The 1,075-nt window shown below is 64.5% G+C and carries 1 protein-coding gene; it reads right to left on the bottom strand.

Translation table 11 applies throughout. From position 1 onward, the window contains the following. Window positions 1-178: 178 nt before the first annotated feature. On the bottom strand, window positions 179-1,075 hold an 897-nt coding region (locus HDE77_RS20245), incomplete at its 5' end, for an IS110 family transposase (protein WP_184419725.1).

Raw genomic sequence — 1,075 nt, 5'->3', positions numbered from 1 at the left:
TGGTGCCTGCTGGCCCTGATGGAATGTGCTGATCCGCGCCTTGTCTCTTTGAAGGACTTCGCGTCCCGGAAGGCCATCAGGTTTAGCGGATCACGGTCCGACCGGTTTGCCATCACGTCATGACGACCCTTGCGCAACCTTGAAGTAAAAGTATTCGTGGAAACACGTTCGTGTGCCGTCAGACCGGCGTACTCACGTGCCCCGGTTGATATGTCCGCTGATGGGCCAGCAGTGCCCACATCGTGCGCGCCATCTTGTTGGCCAGCGCCACCACTACCACGTTGAGCGGGCGACGCTGGAGCAATGGAGTGGCCCATGCGGGCGGTGCCTTGCTGTGGGTGAGCACCGACCGCGCACCGTGGATCAGCAGCATGCGCACATAGGTATCGCCCCGCTTGCTGATGCCCAGCAGTTTGACGCGCCCGCCGGTGCCCACCTGACGGGGCACCAGCCCCAGCCATGCGGCAAATTCACGGCCGGATTTGAATGCGCGCGGATCGCCCATCGTGGCTACGACCGCCGTGGCCGTCAGCAGACCCACGCCGGGGATATCGGCCAAGGTCTGGCAGGCCCGCTCTTCCTTCAGCCATGCCAGCAACCGACGCTCGATATCCAGTACGTGCGTGTCAATCTCACCGAGGCGCGCGAACTGTTCGCGCAAGGTCTCGATTAGCACCGTCGGCAACTGATCGGCCAAGCGCCCCAGCACCTCGGGAATCGCCCGGTTCAAAGCCCCACGCCCTTTGGGCATCACCTCGCCGTACTCGGTCAACAGGCCGCGCAGCGCGTTGCTCTGCGCGGTGCGGAACTTCACCAGCTGCGTGCGCATCCGGTGCATCGCCAGCACTGCCTGCTGCGCTTGCGTTTTCACGGCGACTGTCTTGACCCCCGGCTGCTGCATCGCCATCCAGATCGCCTGCGCATCGGCCATATCGTTCTTGTTGCCCACCGCAAACGGGCGCACCTTCTGCGCGGGCAGCAGCTTCACCGTGTGGCCCAGCGCGATCAGTTCACGCGCCCAGTGATGCGCGCCACCGCACGCCTCCATGCCGATCACGCACGGCGGCCGGTTGAC

The sequence above is a fragment of the Rhodanobacter sp. MP7CTX1 genome (assembly GCF_014205795.1).
Lineage (GTDB): Bacteria > Pseudomonadota > Gammaproteobacteria > Xanthomonadales > Rhodanobacteraceae > Rhodanobacter.
Note: the sequence above shows the minus strand (reverse complement) of the source record. Positions and strands in the feature narration are given on the sequence as shown.